This window comes from Paraburkholderia bannensis, assembly GCF_014200455.1.
Taxonomy (GTDB): domain Bacteria; phylum Pseudomonadota; class Gammaproteobacteria; order Burkholderiales; family Burkholderiaceae; genus Paraburkholderia; species Paraburkholderia bannensis_A.
The window spans coordinates 196,192-217,939 of record NZ_JACHBW010000010.1; the positions used below are offsets into that span (position 1 = coordinate 196,192).

A 21,748-nucleotide genomic window follows, 5' to 3' on the forward strand; every position below is an offset into this window, starting at 1 on the left:
ATGGCGTGGTTTCTCTACCTGCTCGAATGCGCCGACGGCAGCGTCTACACGGGCATTGCCATCGACGTGCAAGCGCGCTTCGCCCAGCACGTCAACGGCACGGGCGCGCGCTACACGCGTGCGCGCAAGCCGGTGCAGGTGCTTGCGCAATTCGAGTTCGCCAACCGCTCCAGCGCATCGAGCGCCGAATATTGGGTCAAGCGACTGAAGCCGACCGAAAAGCGCGCGCTCGCTTTGGGCGAGCGCTCGATCGATTCGGTGCTGCCGGTGCAGCCCGAGCCGCCGGAGCCGCCGGAGCCTGCCGAACCGGCAGAATCCGCGGAATCGGTCGAAAGCGCCGAACCCGAAGCATAAAAAAACCGCACGGCCTTGCGGCCCGTGCGGTTTTTTCCCGGCGAAATTCGCAGCGAATTTCGCGGACGGCAGGAACGCTTACGCAGGAACGATTACTTCTGCGCGTTCGCGAAGCCTTCCGTGATTTCCTTGTGAGCGGCTTCGATGCCTGCCCAGCCGTCGACCTTGACCCACTTGCCCTTTTCGAGCGCCTTGTATTGCTCGAAGAAGTGCTTGATCTGGTCCTTCAGGTACTCGGGCACGTCGTCCAGCGACTTGATGTTGGCCGTCATCGGGCAAACCTTGTCGTGCGGGACGGCGATCAGCTTGGCGTCGACGCCCGACTCGTCGGTCATCTGCAGCATGCCGAGGGCGCGCGAACGCACCACCGAGCCGGCCAGCAGCGGGAACGGCGTGATCACGAGGACGTCGACCGGATCGCCGTCGCCCGACAGCGTCTGCGGGATGAAACCGTAGTTGACCGGGTAGCGCATGCCGGTGCCGACGAAACGGTCGACGACGAGCACGCCCATTTCCTTGTCGGCTTCGTACTTGACCGGGTCGCTTTGCGCCGGAATCTCGATGATGACGTTGAAGTCTTGCGGCAGATCCTTGCCGGCGGGCACGTTTGCGAAGCTCATGAGCGCTCTCAGTTGAAAAGGGAAAAAAGCGACGGTTGCACGGCACGGCGGCGCACGCGAGGCAGACCACGCGGGGCGCGCCGGCGCGAAACCGGACGTTCGAGGTTGTCGGGCATTATAGCCAATCTGGCAAGCCGTCCAGGACGAACCCTGAGGCGGCCCGCAGCATTCCATCGCGCGGAGGGGCGGCCCGGATGAAGCGTCTACTGAATTCCCGTGCGCCGCCGCTGCGAATGGCGCGATAATGCCCTGGCTGTCTGCTTTTTCCTTCTGTCCCGTCCAGCGTTTCACTCCCTGACCAGCGAGGCGCATGCATGGAAGCAGCAAAGCATTTCATCGGCGGCGAGTGGTGCCCGCCCGCCAGCGGCGAGACGATTGCCGCGCTCGATCCCTCCACCGGCCAAGCTTTCGCCCAGCTCGCGCGCGGCAATGCGGCCGACATCGACGCCGCCGTCACAGCCGCGCGCCGTGCCTTCGAAGGCCCCTGGGGCGCTCTGTCCCCCGCCGAACGCGGCCGCCTGCTATTCACGCTCGCGGGTCTGGTCACGCGCGATCAGGAAGCACTCGCACAACTCGAAGCCCAGGACACCGGCAAGCCCCTCAAGCAGGCCCGCGCCGACGTCGCCGCGCTGGCGCGCTACTTCGAGTTCTATGCGGGCGCCGCCGACAAGCTGCACGGCCAGACGCTGCCCTACCAGCCCGGCTACACGGTGCTCACGATCCGCGAACCGCACGGCGTCACCGGACACATCGTGCCGTGGAACTATCCGATGCAGATCTTCGGGCGCAGCGTGGGCGCGGCGCTCGCGACGGGCAACGCCTGCGTGGTCAAGCCCGCCGAGGATGCCTGCGTCTCGCTGCTGCACGTCGCGGCGCTTGCGCGCGAGGCGGGCCTGCCGCCGGGCGCGCTCAACATCGTCACGGGACTCGGTCAGGAAGCGGGCGCGGCGCTCGCCGCGCATCCCGGCATCGACCACATTTCGTTCACCGGCTCGCCGCTCACCGGCAAGCTGGTCGCGCGAATGGCCGCTGAGCATCACGTTCCGGTGACGCTCGAACTGGGCGGCAAGTCGCCTCAAATCGTCTTCGCCGATGCCGATTTCGACGCGGCGCTCCCCGTGCTGGTCGCCGCGATCGTGCAGAACGCAGGGCAGACCTGCTCAGCGGGCAGCCGGGTGCTGATCGAGCGCGGCGCGTACGAACCGCTGCTCGACCGGCTGGCGGCGGCGTTCGACGCGTTGCGTGTCGGGCCGCCCGGGGCCGATCTCGACTGCGGCCCGCTCATCAGCGAAAAACAGCGCCGCCGCGTGCGCGATTTCCTCGACGAGGCGCAGGGCGAACGCATCGCCGTGGTCGCGCGCGGCAAGCTCGATGCCCGCGCGAGCGAGCACGGTTTCTACGAAGTCCCGGCGCTGTTGCGCGACGTGCCGCCGCAAAGCCGCCTGGCTCAGGAAGAAGTGTTCGGGCCGGTGCTCGCCGCCATGCCCTTCGACGACGAAAGCGAGGCGCTGGCGCTTGCCAACGGCACGCCTTACGGGCTGGTGGCCGGTATCTGGACGCGCGACGGCGCGCGCCAGATGCGCCTCGCGCGACGCGTGCGCGCGGGCCAGGTGTTCGTCAACAACTACGGCGCGGGCGGCGGGGTCGAACTGCCGTTCGGCGGCACCCGCCAGTCGGGCCACGGCCGTGAGAAGGGCTTCGAAGCGCTTTACGGCTTCACCGTGCTCAAGACGATCGCGATCCGCCACGGCTAGTCACATCGCCCATCGACCTCACAAGAACGGAGACACCATGCGACTCAAAGGCAAGACGGCCGTGGTCACGGGCGCGGGCTCGGGCTTCGGCGAAGGCATCGCCAAAACCTTCGCGCGCGAGGGCGCGAACCTCGTTATCAACGATCTCCATGTCGAGGCCGCGCAGCGCGTGGCCAGCGAAATCGCGCTCGCGGGCGGCAAGGCCATCGCCGTGCAGGGCGACATCACGCGCGAGGCCGACTGGCACGCCCTGCGCAAAGCCGCCGTCGACGACTTCGGCGGCGTGGACATCGTCGTCAACAACGCAGGCACCACGCATCGCAACAAGCCCGTGATGGAGGTGAGCGAAGCCGAATTCGACCGCGTCTACGCCGTCAACGTGAAGGGCCTTTACTGGAGCGTGCGCGCGTTCGTGCCGCATTTTCGCGAGCGCGGCGGCGGCGCGTTCGTCAATATCGCTTCGACTGCCGGCATCCGGCCGCGGCCTGGACTCGTCTGGTACAACGGCAGCAAGGGCGCGATGATCGTCGCCAGCAAGGCGCTGGCCGCCGAACTTGGCCCCGACCGCATCCGCGTGAACTGCGTGAATCCCGTGATCGGCGATACGGGCTTGACCGCCGAATTCATGGGCGTGCCCGATACGCCCGAGAACCGTCAGCGCTTTATCGCCACGATCCCGCTCGGGCGCTTTTCCACGCCACAGGATGTGGCCAACGCCTGCCTCTATCTGGCGTCCGACGAAGCGTCGTTCATCACAGGAACCTGCGTGGAAGTGGATGGCGGGCGCTGCGTTTAGCCTCCACCTAAGTCATTGACGCATTGGTGTTTTCCCGCGCCGCCTGGGCCTGGCGGCGCGTATAGAATGGTCGTGCTTTGTCCACGAATAGCCGCCATAACAAGACGGCACTACCAGCGGAGCGCATCCAGGGCCCGCACGGAGACACCATGGCCAGTCCAGCGAATCACCTGCCGCATGCGGGCGCGGGCGCGCCCCTGCCCGCCTTCGAGGAAGCCACTTACCGCAAGGTCGCGTGGCGTCTGATCCCCCTTCTGATGCTCTGCTATGTGGTCGCCTATCTGGACCGCGTGAACGTGGGCTTCGCCAAGTTGCAGATGAGCACGGCGCTCGGACTCTCCGATGCGGTTTATGGATTCGGCGCAGGTATTTTCTTCATCGGCTACTTTTTATTCGAAGTGCCAAGCAATGTGATCCTGCATCGCGTGGGCGCGCGCGTGTGGATCGCGCGCATCATGGTCACGTGGGGACTCGTGTCGATCTTCACGATGTTCGTCACCACGCCCACCATGTTCTACGTGATGCGCTTTCTGCTCGGCCTGTGCGAAGCGGGCTTCTTCCCCGGCATCATTCTTTACCTCACGTACTGGTATCCGGCGCACCGGCGCGGGCGCATGACGACGTGGTTCATGACGGCCATCGCGCTGTCGGGCGTGATCGGCGGGCCGGTGTCGGGCTGGATTCTCAAGTCCTTCGACGGCGCGCACGGCTGGCAGGGCTGGCAGTGGCTGTTCCTGCTCGAAGGGCTGCCTTCGGTGATCGTCGGCGTGCTGGTGTTTTTCGTACTGGACGACCGCATCGGCAACGCCAAATGGCTCACACCCGAGGAGCGCGCGCTGCTCGAACGCAATATCGCCGCCGAAGACGCCACCAAGGAAGACCTGCCGCTCTCGACGGTGCTCACCAGCCCGCGCGTGCTGCTGATGAGCCTCACCTACTTCTCGTTCGTGATGGGGCTTTACGGCGTGAGCTTCTGGCTGCCGACCATCATCAAGGCGACGGGCGTGAAGGATGCACTCGCCATTGGCCTGCTATCGGCGATTCCGTTCGCGGCGGCGGTGTTCGGCATGGTGCTGGTTGCACGCAGCGCCGACAGCCTGCGCGAGCGCCGCTGGCATATCGCGATTCCGGCTGCGATCGGCGCGCTCGGTCTGGTGCTCTCGGTGGCGTGGGCGCACGACACCGTGCTGGCAATGGCGGCGCTCACGCTGGCAACCTTCGGCATCCTCACGACCTTGCCGCTGTTCTGGAGCCTGCCCACCGCGTGGCTCGCGGGCACGGGCGCGGCGGCGGGCATCGCGCTGATCAATTCGATCGGCAATCTGGCGGGATTTTTGAGTCCCTACGCGGTGGGCTGGCTCAAGCAGGCCACCTCGGCGAACGACTCGGGCATGTACCTGCTCGCGGCGTGCATGATACTCGGCGGGTTTCTGGCGCTTTGCGCGCCTGCAAAGCTTGTGAATCGCTGATACGACCGCCCCTCTCGCGCAACGAAAAAGGCCGCTGGAAAGCGGCCTTTTTGCATCACGATACGATCGAACCAGGCCTTAAACCACGTTCATCGCCAGCGCGCTTTCGCGATAGTGCGCCGCGGCCTTGCCGGCATCGCCAAGCTCTTCATGCAGACGCGCGAGCGCGCGATGCGAGCGGATCTTGAGCGGCTCGTTATGGCCCGCGTTGGCCGATTTGAGCGCCGCTTCGAGGAACGACTGCGCCTTGCCCCACAACTGCTGCTTCAGGCACAAACGGCCCAGCGCGAACAGCAGGTCGCCGTCCTCGGGACGATCCTTGCGCCAGGCTTCGGCTTTCTGGATCAGCGGCAAGGCATCGTCGCCAGCGGTATCCGGATAGCGTCGCAGCAGACGTGCATCCCAGTTCTGCGCCAGCGCTTCCTCGACGATCTTGCGAGCGTCGTTCTGGCGTTCCAGCGCGATCAGCAGTTCAGCAGCGCAATCGGCCAGACGCGGCGAATGGCGCTCGACCGGCGTGAGCGCGTGCCACAGTTCGAGCAAGGCATCGGCGTTATGACGGCGATCGCGCAGCAGGTTTTCCGCCGCCAGCTGACGCAGGCGCACCGCCACGGCCGGATGCAGCGCCTCGCGCTTTTCCAGCGTCTTGACGAGCTTCAGCACTTCGCCCCAGTTCTTGAGCTGCTGCTGCGCACGCAGCGCGATCTGCTGCGCGTGGATGCGGCGGCCGCCCTGGGTGCGCATTTCGGTGAGCGCGGCAAGCGCCCCGTCGGCGTCGCGGCCATCGGCGCGCATGTCGGCGGTGGCCATCAGGCGCGCTTCCTGAAGCTCGGGATCTTCAACCTGCGTGAGCCATTCGTCGCGGCGCGCGTACTCGTGCAGACGATGCGCGGCATTCGCGGCGATCAGGCCGGCCGCCCCCTTGTTTTTCTCGTCGACGAGCGAATCGCGCGCGGCTTTCTCCGCGCGCGAGAAACGGCCCGCATAGAGATTGCTCACCGCGTCGCGCAACGCCGAATTCGCCTTTTCCTTGCGTGCGCGCGCACGATACGCGGCCACGCGGCGCGGCATCGTCACGACATTGCGCGCGAAACGCAGGATGGCGTAGAGCAGCAAAAACGCCACGACGATGCCGACCACGAACAGGTTCAGCGAGACATCGACGCGATACGGCGGATAGACGAACAGCACCTGCCCCGCGTCGAAGCGCCCCACCGTTGCGAGCGCGACAGCGACCGCGAAAAGGAGCGCGAGCCAGAGAAGTCCACGGATCGCCATGCTTACCCCCGGCTCTTGTATTGCTGGATCGCCTTCAGGCTCTCGTCGAGCGTGGGCAGCGCCACCGCAGCCGAGCCCGCATCGACCTGCTTGAGCAGGTCGCGCACGTTCTGCGTTTCCTTCGACGCACTGTCGAAGTAATGCGCGAGCGCGGCGTCGGCGGCGGCGAGGTCGGACTTGAGCGTGGCCTCATTGCGCGAGAGCAGCGAGAGGCGCGCGGACAGCAGGCGCAGCTTCACGTTCTCGCGCACGAAGTAGCCTTGATCGGGCGAGGCCAGCATGGCGTCGGCGTTATCGATGCGGCGCACCTGCACGAGGCTGGCGATCTGCTGGCCGATGCCGTTCACGAACGTATCGAGCCAGGCCTTCCAGCGCGGCTCGCCGGTCGCGGCGGCGGTCTTCGTCACATCCGCCGGCGTGGCGGCTTCGGGCCGGGTGTGCGCAACCAGCGCTTCGCCCGCGAGCGGCAGCTTGTCGATCGCGGCGAGCGCCGTATCGAGCTTGATCGCCATCCCGGCGAGGTCGGTGGACGGCGCGGCCTTGAGCTTGTCGGTGTCCTGCGCGATGGCCTTGCGCACCGCGAGCGCCTGCGGGCTATCCGAGGCGGCGAGGCGCGTATCGGCGCTTTGCAGTGCGAACAGCGCGAGCTGCGTGTTGCCGGTCAGCTGCAGTTGCTCGCTGGCGCTGGAGAGCATCTGGCCGACTTCGGCAAGGGTCCAGTCGTCGCGGTTCCTGGCGAGATCGGCATATTGCTGCGCGAGCGCCTGCTGCGCGGTCTGCGCATCGGCGATCTTGCCTTCGAGCTGCGCCATCTGCTTGTCGATCTGCTGGGCGCTGGTCACGGCCTGATCGGCGCGCGCGCGCAGCGCGGCGGTCTGCTGTTCGGCGCTCTGCTGGCGCTGCACGAGCGCTGCGTCCATGCGCTCAAGCTTGCGGTTGAGCGCGTAGCCGCCCGCACCCGCGCCTGCCGCCACCAGCACCACCACGAGCCAGAGGATCGCGGAACCCGCGCCGCTGCGGCGCGCATTGGAACTGGACGGCGGCGGAGCCGATGCATACGACGACGATGCAGGGCGCGCGGAGGCTGCAGAAGCTGACGAAGCCGCAGCGGCGCTTTGCGTCACGGCGGACGCGGCGGCGGGCGTTGCGCCTGAATGGGGAACGTGGCTGGAATCGTTCTGATCAGTCATGCGTGATTGTGCCGGCGGCGAGGCCGGGGTGTTCTGAACCGGTTGAGCCGCGAACTGTGCGGCTGAAGAACCTTCCGAGGAAACTTCCGAGGATCCTTCTGAAGAAGCCGAGGATGCCGCTGATGTTGATTGCGCTGACGGGGACGATGACGCTGCGAGCCCGGCCAGCGTGTCGACGATGCGCTCGTCCCCCGCACCGGACACCGTAATCCTATCAAAACCCAATGAGCGCGCGGTCTCGGCGATCCGCGGGTGCGGCGCGACCAGGTGCGCGTGGCGCAGCTCGACGATTTCGCCGGCCGTGAGGTGTTCGCGCGCGAGTTCGTCGAGATTGCGCACGCCTTCGGAACTGGTGACGAGCCAGGCGTGCGGCGCGCCTTCGAGCAGCGCATGCACCGCCGCCCACGCGCCGATCGGCGGCTCCGGCACGACGCGGCGGTAGGCCGCCACGGCCTCGACTTCGGCGCCCGCTTCGCGCAGGCGGTCGGCAAGCCATTCGCGCCCGCCATCGCCGCGCACGATCAGCACACGCTTGCCAGCGAAGGCGTTCTCCCCGAGCGTCTTTTCGAGCGCGGCATAGAGCGATTCGGAATCGAAGCGCGCCGGTTCTTCGTCGGCGGATCCTGCGGGGCTGATGACCCGATGAGCGGGTGCTTGCACGCCCTGGCGTGCGAGTGCGGCGACGCTGGCCGGGCCGACCACAGCAACCGGCAGCGCGTGCGGCCAGATCGACGAGATCTCGCGATAGCAATCGAACGCGCGCTCGACGGCATTGGGCGAAACGAACACCACCAGCGCATAGCGGTCGAGCGCGCCGAGCGCTTCGCGCAGCGGCGCGTCGTCGCGCACGGGCGCGATGGCGATGAGCGGGAAATCGAGCGGCTTGAGGCCGCGTGCGGCGAGCTGGCTGGCGAGCGTATCCGACTGACCGGCCGGCCGGGTGATGACGACCGCGAACGGCGCGCCGGTGTGGCCCTGAACTGGTTCGGACTGCGCACCATCGGCGGGCCCGCGCCGCTCATCGCGCCGGGCCGAACCTGGCCGGGCCGAACCGGGCGTGCCGTCGCGGCGCGGCTGCCAGGGGCTCGTCATCGTCCGTCCGCGCCGCTGGACGCGGGCTTCGACGGCGCCGCCGAGGGTGCCAGATTCGGCACGCGCTGCTCGTCGGGACCGGCTTCGGCGAGCGCACGCACGATCTCTAGCGCGCCCTGGGCGATCAGATCGTCGGCGACTTTGCGGCCGAGCGCGACCGCGTCCGCCACCGTGGCGGGCGCGGCGGCTTCCTGCGCCGCCAGCACGCGGCTCGCGTTGGGCGTGGCAATGGTGCCGCGCAGCGCGAGCTTGCCGTCCTGCCACTGCGCGTAGGCCGCGAGCGGCACCGAGCAACTGCCGCCCAGCGCCCGCGACACCATGCGTTCGGCCTCGACGGCCTTGGCGGTGGCGTCGTCGTGCAGCGGCGCGAGCCATGCGGCGACATCGGCGCGGTCGGCGCGAATCTCGATGCCGAGCGCGCCCTGCCCCGCTGCGGGCAAGCTGTCTTCCGGCGCGAGCAGCGCGCGGATGCGCTCGCTCAAGCCCAGACGCTTGAGCCCCGCCGCCGCCAGGATGATGGCCGCGTAATCGCCGCGATCGAGCTTGGACAAACGCGTGTCCAGGTTGCCGCGCAGCGGCTTCACATCCAGATGCGGATAACGCGCGCGGATCATCGATTCGCGGCGCAGGCTGGAGGTGCCGACCACGGCGCCCGGCGGCAGCGCGGCAAGCGAGTCGTACTCATTGGAGACGAAGGCATCGCGCGGATCTTCGCGCTCCATGATGGCCGTGAGCGCAAAGCCTTCGGGCAGCTCCATCGGCACGTCCTTGAGCGAGTGGACGGCGAGATCGGCATGGCCTTCAGCCAACGCCTGCTCCAGCTCCTTGACGAACAGACCCTTACCGCCGACTTTCGACAGCGTGCGATCGAGAATTTGATCGCCACGGGTCGTCATTCCGAGGATTTTCACCTCGCAGGATGGATATAATTTGTGCAGCGCAGCTTGCACATGTTCGGCCTGCCACATCGCAAGGCGGCTCTCTCGCGACGCGATGACCAGCGTGCGCGGTGTGGCCGACGGTGTAGCCGAATCAGGCGCGGATAACGTCTCGGAATTCATGGCAAGCACATCGAATGACGGGTTCGAAAAAAACAGAATCGGATAACAGGCAATGTTAGCACGCGCCCCTTTTTCCGCTTGCCCGCCAGGCGAGCGAAAGGGGCGAAACGCCCGGCGGCATGCCCTTACACGGGGCGAGCCAGGCGTGTGCGGCGGCAAGGAAGAGACCGGGCTCCACAAGGGCCGCACGTGCGTTTCAATGCACGGGCAAAGCGCCCCCATGGCATTGCCATGACGCGCGCGTTGCCTCATTCTCTCCCTTTCCGTCCATCGGGCCGTCATGTGTGCGCACGGCGACGCTGCCCCGCAAGGCCTGCTCCCGATTCGCCCACTGCGTCTTTTTTTGTTTGAGCACGCGCGTAGCGCTCCTGGTTGCACCCGAGTCGCACCTCATGCAGCACCCCGGCAGCACCCCGGCAGCACCCCGGCAGCACCCCAGGCATCACCCCAAGTAGCACCTCGAAGTCGTACCTCGAAGTCGTACTGAGTCGCGGCCCCGGCCGCGGCCATGCAGTTGGCAGTCCCCAAACAATAATCTGTCCACCCCTGTGGGCCTGATGCGGGACGATCGCGCCCGAATCAGGCCCGTGCAGGGCAATTGCTGGCTTGTCTTAAGGAAAACATCGTGAAGTCTTCCGGATCGGCGCGCGCAGAGCGCCGCAACAACGCATCGCAGAACGCAACTTCCGCCGCCGACGTGCAGGCGGAAAAATCCACTGGCACGAAGACCACGAAGACAGCGAAAGCCACGACTGAGTCCGACACGCAGACCACGACGCGCAGCGCGGCCGAATCCGCCAGCGCGTCGAAAGCCGCGAAAGCCTCGAAGGCGGTGAAAGCACCAAAGGCACAAAAGGAACCAAAGGCGCAGAAGGCCGAAAAAGCCGCGAAGGTGCCGAAGGCGCCCAGGCTCGCCGACAAGGCCGCGAAGTCCGCCCAATCTGGCCGCAACGGCCGCGCGCGCGACGACAAGGACCAGCCGCTGTTCGAGGACATCCGCTATCTGGGCCGCCTGCTCGGCGAGGTGCTGCGCGAACAGGAAGGCGACGCCGTGTTCGACGTGGTGGAAACGATCCGCCAGACCGCTGTGCGCTTTCGCCGCGAAGACGACAACGCCGCCGCGCTCGCGCTGGAAAAGCAGCTGCGCGCGCTCTCGCCCGAGCAGACCGTGAGCGTTGTGCGCGCCTTCAGCTACTTCTCGCACCTCGCGAACATCGCTGAAGACCGCCATCGCAACCGTCGCCGCCGCATCCACGATCTGGCCGGTTCCGCACCGCAGGCGGGCACCATCGCGCATTCGCTCGAACGTCTCGCGCAAGCGGGCGCGGCCGCCACGCCGGTGCTCCAGCAATTCTTCAACGACGCGCTGATCGTGCCCGTGCTGACCGCGCACCCCACCGAAGTGCAGCGCAAGAGCACGCTCGATTCGCAGCACGATATCGCGCGGCTGCTCGCCGAGCGCGAACAGCCGCTCACGCATCGCGAACGCGAGCACAACGAAGCGCTGCTGCGCGCACGCGTGACCTCGCTGTGGCAGACGCGCATGCTGCGCGACGCGCGCCTGACCGTCGGCGATGAAATCGAGAACGCGCTGTCGTACTACCACACGACGTTCCTCAGCGAAATTCCCGCGCTGTACGGCGAGATCGAAACGCAGCTGAAGGAACACGGCCTGGCCGCGCGTCTGCCCGCCTTCCTGCAGATGGGCAGCTGGATCGGCGGCGACCGCGACGGCAATCCGAACGTCACGGCCGCCACGCTCGAAGATGCGAGCGAGCGTCAGGCTCAGGTGATCCTGCAGCACTACCTCGACGAAGTGCACAAGCTCGGTGCGGAACTGTCCGTCTCGGACCTGCTCGCGGGCGCGAGCGACGAACTCAAGGCGCTGGCCGACGCCTCGCCCGATCAGTCGCCGCATCGCGTCGACGAGCCCTATCGCCGTGCGCTGATCGGCGTGTACACGCGCCTGGCGGCAAGCGCGCGCGTGCGTCTGGGCGAAGGCGTGGTGGCCGTGCGCAGCGCGGGCCGCAACGCCGCGCCGGTGCGCGCGACGCCTTATGCCGATGCCGCGGAATTCTCGCGCGACCTGCGCATCCTGATGGATTCGCTTGCCGAGCATCACGGCGCGTCGCTCGCCACGCCGCGTCTCGCGCCGCTTCTGCGCGCGGTCGAAGTGTTCGGCTTCCATCTGGCGTCGATCGATTTGCGTCAAAGCTCGGACATCCACGAAGCCGTCATCGCCGAACTGCTCGCACGCGCGGGCGTCGAAGCCGATTACGCCGCGCTCTCCGAAGAAGACAAGCAGCACCTGCTGCTCGCGCAACTGGCCGAGCCGCGCACACTGCGTTCGCCGTATCTCGACTATTCCGATCTGGTGAAAAGCGAGCTGGGCGTGCTGGAAATGGCGCGCGTGACGCGCGAGAAGTTTGGCGCGCGCGCGGTGCGCAACTACATCATCTCGCACACCGAAACGGTTTCCGACCTGCTGGAAGTGATGCTGCTGCAGAAGGAAACCGGCCTGCTGAGGGGGCGTCTGGGTCACGCGGACGATCCCGCAAAAGCCGCGCTGATGGTGATCCCGCTGTTCGAGACGATTCCCGACTTGCGCCACGCCTCGGGCATCATGCGCGACCTGCTGGCGCTGCCGGGCATCGACGGTGTGGTCGAGCATTGGGGCAACGAGCAGGAAATCATGCTCGGCTATTCGGACAGCAACAAGGACGGCGGCTTCCTCACCTCGAACTGGGAGCTGTATCGCGCCGAACTCGCGCTGGTGGCGCTCTACAAGCAGCGCGGCATCACGCTGCGCCTGTTCCACGGCCGCGGAGGCACGGTTGGACGCGGAGGCGGCCCGACCTACAACGCGATTCTTTCGCAGCCGCCGGGCACGGTCGAAGGCCAGATCCGCCTGACCGAGCAAGGCGAAGTGATCGCCTCGAAGTTCGGCAATCCGGAAATCGGCCGACGCAACCTGGAAACCGTGGTGGCCGCCACGCTCGAAGCCACGCTGCTGCCGATGGGCAAGCAGGCCGGCACGCATGCGCCGGATCAGCTCGCCGCATTCGAAGAAACGATGCAAAAGCTCTCGGATGACGCGATGGCCGCATACCGCTCGCTCGTCTACGAGACGCCGGGCTTCACCGACTACTTCTTCGCCTCGACGCCGATCACGGAAATCGCCGAACTCAACATCGGCAGCCGCCCGGCTTCGCGCAAGCTGCAGGACCCGAAGAACCGCAAGATCGACGATCTGCGCGCGATTCCCTGGGGCTTCTCGTGGGGCCAATGCCGTCTGCTGTTGACGGGCTGGTATGGCTTTGGCAGCGCGGTGTCGGCGTATCTCGACGAAGCCGGCAGCGACGCCGAGCGCACGCGCCGTCTGGCGATGTTCAAGAAGATGTACAAGAGCTGGCCGTTCTTCTCGAACCTGCTCTCGAACATGGACATGACGCTGGCGAAGACGGACCTGGCGGTGGCGTCGCGCTACGCGCAGCTCGTCGCCGATAAAAAGCTGCGCAAGCACGTGTTCGAGCGCATCGTCGCCGAATGGGATCGCACGACCAGGGTGCTCGACGAGATCACCGGTTCGAACGGACGTCTGGCCGATAACCCGCTGCTCGCGCGCTCGATCAAGAACCGCTTCCCGTATCTCGATCCGCTCAATCACTTGCAGGTCGAGCTGATCAAGCGTTATCGCGCCGGCGACCCGAGCCCGCGCGTGCGGCGAGGGATTCATCTGACGATCAACGGGATTGCGGCGGGCTTGCGTAATACGGGTTGAGCGGGTTGTGGATTAGTGCCTGACTGATTGAAAAGCCTCGCAGATGGTTGATCTGCGAGGCTTTTTTGTTTTAAGGGCAATAACGAGATGATTGATTTTGATGCACAATTGCATCAAATAGGGAATCACGGAGGACTTTATGCGAACAACCGTCACGCTGGACGACGCGCTTTACGAAAAAGCGCTCGAAATGGCCGATCCCGGCATGGACAAATCTGACCTCTTTCGCGAAGCCATTAAAACCTTCGTGCGTGTTCAGGCCGCCAAGCGGCTCGCCGCGCTCGGCGGCAGCGTCCCCGATATGAACGACGTCCCGCGCCGCCGCGTGGATCCGGACATGGCATGAACGTACTCGTCGATTCGTCGGTTTGGGTTGACCATTTCCGGCACCGCAACGCTGAATTGGTCGAACTGATGGCATGGGATCTGGCGCTGAGCCACCCGCTCGTCGTCGCGGAACTGGCGTGCGGCACGCCGCCCGCTCCTCGCGAGCGCACGCTTGGCGATATTGCCCTCCTGCAAGCGGCGAACCAGATCAGCCTGCAAGAAGTCGTCGCCTTTATCGACCGGGAAAAGCTTTACGGGCTGGGCTGCGGGCTGATCGACCTGATGTTGCTCGGCTCGGTCCTGATCACGCCAGGTGCGCAGTTGTGGACGCTCGACAAACGCCTTCAGTCGCTCGCAGGACGATTCGACGTGGCGCATACGTCGCCGATGCACTGAGCAGCCCTCCTCCTCACCCCCGCCGCGTCGCCTCGATCGTCAGCGCATCGAGCTTGAACGAGCCATCGGCCTTGACGTCGAAATACTGCTTCACCTCATCTGGCGCACTTCCCCACAACGAGCGGATCGCCGTCACGCGCTCGGGCGGCGTGCGCATGCGCGCCACCCACGTATCGAAATCGATGTCTATGCGCCAGCGCTCGCTCACCTTCGCATCGAACCCTGCGCGGTCGAGCATCGCGATCCATTCGTCGGCGCGATAGTCGCGGATGTGCGAAGCGTCGCGCAGCACTTCGACCGCCTGGATATACGTGTCGTAAAGCGGATCGTCGATACCGGCGATATCGATGAACCTGAGCCGCCCGCCCGGCTTGAGCACGCGATGCACTTCGGCGAGCGCGCGCGGCACCTCGCGCCAGTGGTGCGCGCTCATGCGGCTGATCGCCCAGTCAAAGCGCGCATCGTCGAACGGCAGGGCCTCGGCCGCGCCCTGCTGCGTGCGCACGCTGCTCAAGCCGCGCTCTTTCGCTGCGGCTTCGACGGTCGCAAGCATCTGCGGCGCGATGTCGTAAGCCACCACTTCCTTCACGTGCGGCGCGACCGCGAAGCTCGCGTGGCCCGCGCCGCAGCCCATATCCAGCACCGTCGCGTTGCCGCAGGTGGCTGCGAAGGTGGCGGCGAGCTTGTCCAGATCCGCGCCGCTCGCGTGGACCTGGCTGGTGAGGTAGGCGGCAGCGGTCGAGCCGAAGGCGTCGGCGACCTGATCGTGATGCTTCATCGCATGCTCCTGTCTGTGGGGAATTGGACGGCGTGCCGCTACAATAGAGCCCCATCTGTACCAGTACAAGTTAAGCGTTTATTCTGGTATCAACAGCACCTGTCCCAGTCTTATGAGCATCGATAGCCCCGCAGCGTCGCCCGCTTCCCCGGCAAGCGGTTCCGCCAGAACCCTCGAAGCCACGCCCGCGCGCGCGCTCGGCGAATTTATCCGCGCCCATCGCGAGCGGCTCTCGCCCGAGGAGGTCGGTTTGCCGCCGGGCCCTCGCCGCCGCACGCCTGGCTTGCGCCGCGAGGAAGTCGCACAGCTGTGCGGCGTGAGTCCCACCTGGTACACGTGGATCGAACAGGGTCGGCCAGTGTCGGCGTCGGCGGAGGCGCTCGCGCGCATCGCCGCGGCGTTGCGCCTGTCGCGCGCCGAACGCGCTTATCTGTTCGAACTGGCCGCGCAACGCGACCCCGCCGAGCCCGACGCCCCGGGCGCGGGCGCGGCGCCCGAAACGCTGCTGCAGACCGTGGAGCTGATCGAGGCGCCCGCCTACGTGCTCGACCGCCAGTGGAGCGCGCTCGCGTGGAACGCCCATGCAGCGGATCTCTTCACCGGCTGGCTCGACGGCGAGCACGACCGCAATCTGCTGCGTTTCACCTTCACGCAGCCGCTCGGGCGCGCATTGATCGTCGATTGGGAGACGCGCGCGCGGCGTCTGGCCGCCGAATTCCGCGCCGATTCGATCCGTCATCTGAACGACGCGCCCACCCGCGCGCTGATCGATTCGCTGCTGGCCACCAGCGACGAATTCGCGCGCTATTGGGGCTCGCAGGATGTGTTCGAGCGCGAGGGCGGGCGGCGCGAATTCAACCATCCGCGCCACGGCCGCATCGCCTACGACCAGATCACGCTCAAGCCCGCGCATCGCGAAGACCTCAAGCTGGTCGTGCTGGTGCGCCTGTAAGCGAGACCCGCCGCGCCGGGCGCCTCGGGCACGGCGCGCGCCGATGTTAAAATCGCTAACTTTCCCGCTGCGCGCGGCGCTGGAGCGCACTTCGAATGCACTCCGAATGCACCCTGAAGCGCCCTGCCGCGCGGCACGCTTTCTCACCGTTCGCTCAAGCCCCATCACCATGACGTCCCAACTGCACAAAAAAGGCGAAGCCTGGTCGGCTCGCTTCTCCGAGCCCATGTCGGAGCTGGTCAAACGCTATACGTCGTCGGTCTTCTTCGATAAGCGCCTTGCGCTGGTCGACATCGAAGGGTCGCTTGCGCACGCGTCGATGCTGGCCGCGCAGAAAATCATCTCCGCCGACGACCTCGCCGCCATTCAGGGCGGCATGGCGCAAATCAAGGGCGAGATCGAGCGCGGCGAGTTCGAATGGAAGCTCGACCTCGAAGACGTACACCTGAACATCGAAGCGCGCCTGACCGCGCTGATCGGCGACGCCGGCAAGCGCCTGCACACTGGCCGCTCGCGCAACGACCAGGTCGCGACCGACATCCGTCTGTGGCTGCGCGGCGAAATCGACCGCATCGGCGGCCTGCTGGGCGATCTGCGCGGCGCGCTGCTCGACCTCGCCGAGCAGCACGCGGGCACCATCATGCCGGGCTTCACGCACCTGCAGGTGGCGCAGCCGGTCACCTTCGGCCACCACCTGCTCGCCTACGTCGAAATGTTCTCGCGCGACGCCGAGCGCATGATCGACTGCCGCAAGCGCGTGAACCGTCTGCCGCTGGGCGCGGCCGCGCTCGCGGGCACCAGCTACCCGATCGACCGTCATGCCGTGGCGAAGACGCTGGGCTTCGACGGCATCTGCGCGAACTCGCTCGACGCCGTGTCCGACCGCGACTTCGCGATCGAATTCACCGCGGCGGCGGCGCTGGTCATGACGCACGTGTCGCGCTTCTCGGAAGAGCTGGTGCTGTGGGTGAGCCCGCGCGTCGGTTTCATCGATATCGCCGACCGCTTCTGCACCGGCTCGTCGATCATGCCGCAGAAGAAGAACCCGGACGTGCCCGAACTCGCGCGCGGCAAGACCGGCCGCGTGAACGGCCATCTGATCGGCCTGCTCACGCTGATGAAGGGCCAGCCGCTCGCGTACAACAAGGACAACCAGGAAGACAAGGAGCCGCTGTTCGATACCGTCGATACGGTCGCGGACACGCTGCGCATTTTCGCGGAGATGGTCGCGGGCATCACGGTCAAGGCCGATGCGATGCGCGCCGCCGCGCTGCAAGGCTTCTCGACGGCCACCGATCTGGCCGACTACCTCGTGAAGAAGGGCCTGCCGTTCCGCGACGCCCACGAAGCCGTGGCGCACGCCGTGCGTATCTGCGTGGACCGCAACTGCGATCTGGCCGATCTGACGCTCGATGAAATGCGCGGCGAACTGCCGGCCGTGGCGCATCTGCTCGCCGAAGACGTGTTTGAAGTGTTGACGCTGGAGGGCTCGGTGTCGGCGCGTAACCATCCGGGCGGCACCGCACCGGAACAGGTTCGCGCTGCTGTGGCAGCGGCGCGTGCGGCGCTGAAGTAAGCCTTCAGCGGCGGACATGCCTGAAAGCGGGGCGCGCGACGATCACCGTGGCGCGCCCCGCTTTTCTATCCGCGCATCATGGCGTGGCGCTGTGCCCGCCCCAGATTGGGCGAAGTGTGCGCCTGCTGCGGGTGCGGCGGCGGCTATGATTTTTTGCAGAAGCAGCCCACGGCATCGTATCGTTGCAGGGTTGCCCGTCTGACTCGACCTGCTCGCACTCATGATCGTCCGCCCTCATCTCGAATGGTTCCGCATGCTGCTGGCGTGGCGCGGCTCCGTGTTGCCGCAACTGTTGCCACGCCTCTTTATCGTGCTGTGCCTGTCGTTCGTCGCCGTGGCCGCGCACGATCACATCCTGCGCGTGACGGTCAATCTGAGTACCGTGCCGTTTTCGCTGATCGGCATCGCGCTGGCCGTTTTTCTCGGCTTTCGCAATAACGCCAGCTACGACCGCTACTGGGAAGGCCGCAAGCTCTGGGGCCAGTTGCTCAACGAAACGCGCTCGCTCACGCGCGAGGCCCTGACGCTGACCAACGGCGGCGATGCCACCGGCTCCATCGCGCGCGCACGCGCCTTCGTCACCGTGCTCAGCGCGCTGCCGCACGCCTTGCGCCATCAATTGCGCCACACCGACCCGCAAGCCGATCTCGAACGGCTGCTGCCGCCCGCTTTGCTCGCGCGCGTGATGGCCTCGCGCTTCAGGCCCATGACCTTGCTGCTTTGCGCCTCCGAGTGGGTGCGCAACGAAACGCGCGAAGGCCGCCTCGACGGTTTCGCGGTGCTCGCCTTCGAACGCAATCTGAACGGTTTATCCGATGTGATCGGCGGCTGCGAGCGCATCGCGTCGACGCCGCTACCCTTCGCCTACACGGTGATGATTCACCGCACGGTGTACTTCTTCTGCGCGCTGCTGCCGTTCGGTCTGGTGGACAGCATCGGCGCGCTGACGCCGATCTTCGCGGTGTTCGTCGCCTATGCGTTCATGGCGCACGAAGCCATTGCTTCGCAGATCGAAGATCCGTTCGGCACCGAGGACAACGACCTTGCGCTCAGCGCCATGTCCATCTATATCGAGGCCGCCTTGCACGACCTGCTGGGCGATCCGACGACGCTGCCTACTCATGCGCCCGACGATTTCGTCATCGACTAGCCGCGGCCCGAAAAACTAAACCGCCAAACAAAACGGGCGTGAATCGCAAGGATTCACGCCCGTTTTTGCATGAGGTTTCACAGCGGCTCAGCGATTATTCACCGTCTCCGACAGACGCTTGAGCGTCGCCAGTCGCGCGCCCAGCAGATCGAGCCGCGCATGTTCGTCGATGAGCGGCGTGGTCGCGTCGCGGTAGGCGCGCCACGCGCTCTGCGCGCGCGCCACCGCAGGCCGCGCGTGTTGCGGCATGCGCGCGTATAGCTGCCGATAGTAGCGGTTCAGGTCGTAGCTCACGTGCTCGCAGCGGGCATCGGCACTGCAGGCGCGCGCACGCACGGGCCTGCCTGTGGTCGTGGCGAGCGACGCGCGCAGCGCGAGCGCCCGATCGCGCACGGGCTGCAGGCGCATATCGGCCTCGTAAAGCTGATACGACGAGCCGCTGGAGGTGGCGAACGCCGCGCCCAGCATCGTATCTTCGGCGTCGCGCCAGGCGACCCACTTCTGCTGGCTCGCCTTCCAGCGCTTTTGCTGCGCCGCCGGCAGCCTCGCGACCATCTGCGCGAGCGCGGCATCGGCGGCGGCGCGCCAGGCTGAACGCGCCTCGTCCATGCACTGAACCTGGCCCGCCGTCGAGGAACGATCGGCGCGCGCAAGACACGCGCGCATGCCCGCATCGATCGGATCGGCCGCCGACACTTCAGCGTGCGCAAGCGGCGACGCCAGCACCACCCACAGCGCCGCCGCCACCGATCCCGCCTTCACCAGCGAATGCAACGACTCTTGCACCGAACCCCGCAGAAACCGCACCGTCATGCCGCGCGCCTCCCGCTTCAGGCCCGCACGCAATCCACGAAGTACTCGATGCGGCCGTTGATGGTCTCGCCCACGAGTCCGTGGATGTCGGTGTGGAAGCCCGGGAAGCGCTCGTTGAATTCGCGCGCGAACTTGAGGTAGTTCACGATCGTCTTGTTGAAGCGCTCGCCCGGAATCAGCAGCGGAATGCCCGGCGGGTACGGCGTGAGCAGGATCGACGTGACGCGGCCTTCGAGTTCGTCGATGGCCACTCGATCGATCTCGCGGTGCGCGAGCTTGGCGAAGGCGTCGGACGGCTTCATCGCCGGTTCCATCGTCGACAGATACATCTCGGTCGTCAGACGCGCGATGTCGTTGGCGCGATAGACGCTGTGGATCTGCTGGCACAGATCGCGCAGGCCCACGCGCTCGTACATCGGATGTTGCGCGACGAACTCGGGCAGCACGCGCCACAGCGGCTGGTTATTGTCGTAGTCGTCCTTGAACTGCTGGAGTTCCGTGACCATCGAGTTCCAGCGGCCCTTGGTGATGCCGATCGTGAACATGATGAAGAACGAGTACAGACCGGTCTTCTCGACGATGATGCCGTGCTCGGCCAGGTACTTCGTGACGATCGCGGCCGGAATGCCGGTTTCGCCGAATTCGCCGTCCACGTCCAGACCCGGCGTGACGATGGTCGCCTTGATCGGGTCCAGCATGTTGAAGCCTTCGGCCAGCGCACCGAAGCCGTGCCAGTGGTCGTTCGGGCGCAGGATCCAGTCCTCGCGCGAGCCGATGCCTTCCTCGGCCAGATCGTCCGGACCCCAGACCTGGAAGAACCAGTCGTCGCCGTATTCGGCGTCCACCTTGCGCATGGCGCGGCGGAAGTCGAGCGCTTCGGCGATCGACTCTTCGACCAGCGCCGGGCCGCCCGGCGCTTCCATCATGGCGGCGGCCACGTCGCACGACGCGATGATCGCGTATTGCGGCGAGGTGGACGTGTGCATCAGATAGGCTTCGTTGAAACGATGGCGGTCGAACGCGCTGTCTTCGGAGTCCTGCACGACGATCTGCGAAGCCTGCGAGATGCCGGCCAGCAGCTTGTGCGTGGAGTGCGTCGCGAACACCAGCGCCTTGGTGCGCGGACGGCCCGCGCCGATCGCGTGCATGTCCTGGTAGAACTCGTGGAATTCGGCGTGCGGCAGCCACGCTTCGTCGAAGTGCAGCGTGTCGAGCATGTCGCCGAGCAGATCCTTGATCATCTCGACGTTGTAGACGACGCCGTCATAGGTGCTCTGCGTGATCGTCAGGATGCGCGGCTTGACGTTGGGGTTCTTAGCCAGCGCTTCACGGGCGAACGGATTCGCCTCGATCTTCTTGCGGATGTTTTCCGGCTTGAACTCGTCGCGCGGGATCGGGCCGATGATGCCGAAGTTGTTGCGCGTGGGCTTGAGGAACACGGGAATCGCGCCCGTCATCGTGATCGCGTGCAGGATCGACTTGTGGCAGTTACGGTCCACCAGCACGATGTCGCCCGGCGCGACCGTTGCGTGCCAGACAATCTTGTTCGACGTGGAGGTGCCGTTGGTCACGAAGAACACGTGGTCCGCGCTGAAAATGCGCGCGGCGTTGCGCTCCGACGCCGCAACCGGGCCGGTGTGGTCGAGCAGCTGGCCGAGTTCTTCCACGGCGTTGCAGACGTCCGCGCGCAGCATGTTTTCGCCGAAGAACTGGTGGAACATCTGACCAAGCGGGTTCTTCAGGAACGCCACGCCGCCCGAGTGACCCGGGCAGTGCCACGAGTACGAGCCTTCGTCGGCGTACTTGACCAGCTCCTTGAAGAACGGCGGCGACAGCGCGTCCAGATACACCTTTGCCTCGCGGATCACGTGGCGCGCGACGAACTCCGGCGTGTCCTCGAACATGTGAATGAAGCCGTGCAGCTCGCGCAGGATGTCGTTGGGCAGATGGCGCGAGGTGCGCGTTTCGCCGTACAGGAAAATGGGGATGTCGGCGTTGCGCTTGCGCACCGCTTCCATGAAGGCGCGCAGCGCGACGATCGCGGGTGCGTGCTCCGGCGCTTCGCCGTCCGAGCCTTCCACGTAGGGCAGCAGCTCGTCGTCGTCGATCGACAGGATGAAGCACGCGGCGCGGCTCGACTGCTGCGCGAACGAGGTGAGGTCGCCGTAGCTCGTCAGCCCGAGGACTTCCGCGCCCTCTTTCTCGATGGCTTCGGCGAGAGCGCGGATGCCGGAACCCGAGATGTTCTCGGAGCGAAAGTCTTCGTCGATGATGACGACGGGAAAACGAAACTTCATGGGCGATTCTCCAAATGAAACGACCGCTGCATGTAACGCGCAGCGGTCCCCGTATGTCGTAAAT

General features: G+C 66.1%; 18 protein-coding genes. 10 read left to right on the forward strand and 8 right to left on the reverse strand.

The features are described 5' to 3' along the window. On the forward strand, window positions 1-354 hold the full coding sequence (locus F4827_RS18290) for a GIY-YIG nuclease family protein (RefSeq protein ID WP_183725637.1): 354 nt from the start codon (window positions 1-3) through the stop codon (window positions 352-354). A gap of 92 nt (window positions 355-446) precedes the next feature. Here F4827_RS18290 and ppa read toward each other — a convergent pair whose 3' ends face one another. Continuing rightward, a complete protein-coding gene (ppa, locus tag F4827_RS18295) occupies window positions 447-974 on the reverse strand; it encodes an inorganic diphosphatase (protein WP_167062617.1) in 528 nt (175 codons plus the stop codon). 314 nt (window positions 975-1,288) lie between these two features. Here ppa and F4827_RS18300 point away from each other — a divergent pair, with 314 nt between their 5' ends. From F4827_RS18300 to F4827_RS18310, 3 genes are all read left to right on the forward strand, one after another. Further along, a complete protein-coding gene (locus F4827_RS18300) occupies window positions 1,289-2,728 on the forward strand; it encodes an aldehyde dehydrogenase family protein (RefSeq protein WP_183725639.1) in 1,440 nt (479 codons plus the stop codon). A 37-nt stretch (window positions 2,729-2,765) separates the two neighbouring features. Then, window positions 2,766-3,524: an SDR family oxidoreductase gene (locus tag F4827_RS18305; protein ID WP_183725641.1), complete on the forward strand. Its 759-nt coding sequence runs from the start codon at window positions 2,766-2,768 to the stop codon at window positions 3,522-3,524. Window positions 3,525-3,673: 149 nt separating this feature from the next. Continuing rightward, window positions 3,674-4,993 carry an MFS transporter gene (locus F4827_RS18310; RefSeq protein WP_183725643.1) on the forward strand — a complete coding sequence of 440 codons (1,320 nt, stop codon included), beginning with the start codon at window positions 3,674-3,676 and terminating at the stop codon, window positions 4,991-4,993. 78 nt (window positions 4,994-5,071) lie between these two features. Here F4827_RS18310 and F4827_RS18315 read toward each other — a convergent pair whose 3' ends face one another. The 4 genes from F4827_RS18315 to F4827_RS35840 all read right to left on the reverse strand — a co-directional run bounded on the left by F4827_RS18315 (window position 5,072) and on the right by F4827_RS35840 (window position 10,535). Then, entirely contained in the window at window positions 5,072-6,271 is a 1,200-nt protein-coding gene (locus F4827_RS18315; RefSeq protein ID WP_183725645.1) for a heme biosynthesis protein HemY, read from the reverse strand. Between the two features lie 2 nt (window positions 6,272-6,273). Continuing rightward, a complete protein-coding gene (hemDX, locus tag F4827_RS18320) occupies window positions 6,274-8,553 on the reverse strand; it encodes a fused uroporphyrinogen-III synthase HemD/membrane protein HemX (protein ID WP_183725647.1) in 2,280 nt (759 codons plus the stop codon). Further along, a complete protein-coding gene (hemC, locus tag F4827_RS18325) occupies window positions 8,550-9,614 on the reverse strand; it encodes a hydroxymethylbilane synthase (RefSeq protein WP_183725650.1) in 1,065 nt (354 codons plus the stop codon). Before hemC ends, hemDX begins: the two co-directional genes overlap by 4 nt. A 579-nt stretch (window positions 9,615-10,193) precedes the next feature. Next, window positions 10,194-10,535, reverse strand: coding sequence for a hypothetical protein (locus F4827_RS35840; protein WP_311735597.1), 342 nt, complete (start codon window positions 10,533-10,535; stop codon window positions 10,194-10,196). Between F4827_RS35840 and ppc the strand changes: the two genes are divergently transcribed. The 3 genes from ppc (at window position 10,447) to F4827_RS18340 (ending at window position 14,118) form a co-directional block, all read left to right on the forward strand. After that, window positions 10,447-13,395, forward strand: a complete 2,949-nt coding sequence (gene ppc, locus F4827_RS18330) for a phosphoenolpyruvate carboxylase (protein WP_409258814.1) — start codon at window positions 10,447-10,449, stop codon at window positions 13,393-13,395. The two genes, F4827_RS35840 and ppc, sit on opposite strands and share 89 nt — an antisense overlap. Before the next feature lie 139 nt (window positions 13,396-13,534). Continuing rightward, the gene (locus F4827_RS18335; protein WP_183725654.1) at window positions 13,535-13,741 is read left to right on the forward strand and encodes a type II toxin-antitoxin system VapB family antitoxin; all 207 of its coding nucleotides are present in this window, start codon (window positions 13,535-13,537) and stop codon (window positions 13,739-13,741) included. Then, a complete protein-coding gene (locus F4827_RS18340) occupies window positions 13,738-14,118 on the forward strand; it encodes a type II toxin-antitoxin system VapC family toxin (RefSeq protein WP_183725656.1) in 381 nt (126 codons plus the stop codon). Before F4827_RS18335 ends, F4827_RS18340 begins: the two co-directional genes overlap by 4 nt. Before the next feature lie 13 nt (window positions 14,119-14,131). Here the strand turns inward: F4827_RS18340 and F4827_RS18345 are convergent, their stop codons facing one another. After that, window positions 14,132-14,896, reverse strand: a complete 765-nt coding sequence (locus tag F4827_RS18345) for a class I SAM-dependent methyltransferase (RefSeq protein WP_183725658.1) — start codon at window positions 14,894-14,896, stop codon at window positions 14,132-14,134. Window positions 14,897-15,008: 112 nt separating this feature from the next. On the opposite strand from F4827_RS18345, the gene F4827_RS18350 reads away from it, so the two are divergent. The 3 genes from F4827_RS18350 to F4827_RS18360 all read left to right on the forward strand — a co-directional run bounded on the left by F4827_RS18350 (window position 15,009) and on the right by F4827_RS18360 (window position 18,574). After that, the gene (locus tag F4827_RS18350; protein ID WP_183725660.1) at window positions 15,009-15,848 is read left to right on the forward strand and encodes a helix-turn-helix transcriptional regulator; all 840 of its coding nucleotides are present in this window, start codon (window positions 15,009-15,011) and stop codon (window positions 15,846-15,848) included. 169 nt (window positions 15,849-16,017) lie between these two features. After that, the gene (gene argH, locus F4827_RS18355) at window positions 16,018-17,424 is read left to right on the forward strand and encodes an argininosuccinate lyase (RefSeq protein ID WP_183725662.1); all 1,407 of its coding nucleotides are present in this window, start codon (window positions 16,018-16,020) and stop codon (window positions 17,422-17,424) included. Window positions 17,425-17,644: 220 nt separating this feature from the next. After that, a complete protein-coding gene (locus F4827_RS18360) occupies window positions 17,645-18,574 on the forward strand; it encodes a bestrophin family protein (RefSeq protein WP_183725664.1) in 930 nt (309 codons plus the stop codon). An 87-nt stretch (window positions 18,575-18,661) separates the two neighbouring features. Here F4827_RS18360 and F4827_RS18365 read toward each other — a convergent pair whose 3' ends face one another. Both F4827_RS18365 and F4827_RS18370 read right to left on the reverse strand, forming a co-directional pair. Next, complete coding sequence (locus tag F4827_RS18365) at window positions 18,662-19,387, reverse strand: lysozyme inhibitor LprI family protein (RefSeq protein ID WP_183725666.1); 726 nt, start codon at window positions 19,385-19,387, stop codon at window positions 18,662-18,664. A 17-nt stretch (window positions 19,388-19,404) separates the two neighbouring features. After that, window positions 19,405-21,684, reverse strand: coding sequence for an arginine/lysine/ornithine decarboxylase (locus F4827_RS18370; protein ID WP_183725668.1), 2,280 nt, complete (start codon window positions 21,682-21,684; stop codon window positions 19,405-19,407). Window positions 21,685-21,748 lie beyond the last annotated feature (64 nt).

Coding starts and splice junctions, on each gene's coding strand:
- hemC (WP_183725650.1), bottom strand. CDS start 9,614: ATGAATTCCGAGACGTTATCCGCGCCTGATTCGGCTACACCGTCGGCC.
- F4827_RS18360 (WP_183725664.1), top strand. CDS start 17,645: ATGATCGTCCGCCCTCATCTCGAATGGTTCCGCATGCTGCTGGCGTGG.
- F4827_RS18315 (WP_183725645.1), bottom strand. CDS start 6,271: ATGGCGATCCGTGGACTTCTCTGGCTCGCGCTCCTTTTCGCGGTCGCT.
- hemDX (WP_183725647.1), bottom strand. CDS start 8,553: ATGACGAGCCCCTGGCAGCCGCGCCGCGACGGCACGCCCGGTTCGGCC.
- F4827_RS18370 (WP_183725668.1), bottom strand. CDS start 21,684: ATGAAGTTTCGTTTTCCCGTCGTCATCATCGACGAAGACTTTCGCTCC.
- ppa (WP_167062617.1), bottom strand. CDS start 974: ATGAGCTTCGCAAACGTGCCCGCCGGCAAGGATCTGCCGCAAGACTTC.
- F4827_RS18350 (WP_183725660.1), top strand. CDS start 15,009: ATGAGCATCGATAGCCCCGCAGCGTCGCCCGCTTCCCCGGCAAGCGGT.
- F4827_RS18310 (WP_183725643.1), top strand. CDS start 3,674: ATGGCCAGTCCAGCGAATCACCTGCCGCATGCGGGCGCGGGCGCGCCC.
- F4827_RS18340 (WP_183725656.1), top strand. CDS start 13,738: ATGAACGTACTCGTCGATTCGTCGGTTTGGGTTGACCATTTCCGGCAC.
- F4827_RS18290 (WP_183725637.1), top strand. CDS start 1: ATGGCGTGGTTTCTCTACCTGCTCGAATGCGCCGACGGCAGCGTCTAC.
- F4827_RS18335 (WP_183725654.1), top strand. CDS start 13,535: ATGCGAACAACCGTCACGCTGGACGACGCGCTTTACGAAAAAGCGCTC.
- argH (WP_183725662.1), top strand. CDS start 16,018: ATGACGTCCCAACTGCACAAAAAAGGCGAAGCCTGGTCGGCTCGCTTC.
- F4827_RS18365 (WP_183725666.1), bottom strand. CDS start 19,387: ATGACGGTGCGGTTTCTGCGGGGTTCGGTGCAAGAGTCGTTGCATTCG.
- F4827_RS18305 (WP_183725641.1), top strand. CDS start 2,766: ATGCGACTCAAAGGCAAGACGGCCGTGGTCACGGGCGCGGGCTCGGGC.
- F4827_RS18345 (WP_183725658.1), bottom strand. CDS start 14,896: ATGAAGCATCACGATCAGGTCGCCGACGCCTTCGGCTCGACCGCTGCC.
- F4827_RS18300 (WP_183725639.1), top strand. CDS start 1,289: ATGGAAGCAGCAAAGCATTTCATCGGCGGCGAGTGGTGCCCGCCCGCC.